The organism is Psychrobacter sp. TB20-MNA-CIBAN-0197, from assembly GCF_040309765.1.
GTDB lineage: Bacteria > Pseudomonadota > Gammaproteobacteria > Pseudomonadales > Moraxellaceae > Psychrobacter > Psychrobacter submarinus.
In genome coordinates this window covers 1-287 of the sequence record NZ_JBEOPC010000365.1, presented here as the reverse complement: position 1 = coordinate 287, position 287 = coordinate 1, and the positions used below count along the sequence as shown (strand labels likewise).

At 40.4% G+C, this 287-nt stretch carries 1 protein-coding gene; it reads left to right on the top strand.

Features of this window, described 5'->3' with window-relative positions; all coding sequences use genetic code 11:
* A partial coding sequence (locus AAEY83_RS14055; RefSeq protein WP_351059773.1) for an alpha/beta hydrolase family protein occupies positions 1 to 287 on the top strand: 287 nt, incomplete at both ends.

The window sequence follows — 287 nt, the reverse complement described above, 5'->3', positions numbered from 1 at the left end:
TTATTTCGTCACGGCGACAAATTTAAAGTAGGTATTGCTTCAGCACCTGTGCCCGATATACGTTTATACGACACCATTTATCAAGAGCGTTATTCGGGTAACCCAAACACCGATCCACAAAGCTATGATAATACCTCGCCAATTAGTTTTGCTAAAAACCTCAGCGGTAAATTATTACTGATCCACGGTACTGGCGACGATAACGTGCACTATCAGGGGTCTGAGCGTTTAATTGACGAGCTTGTTAAGCATAATAAACAATTTGAGTTTTTTGCTTATCCTAATCG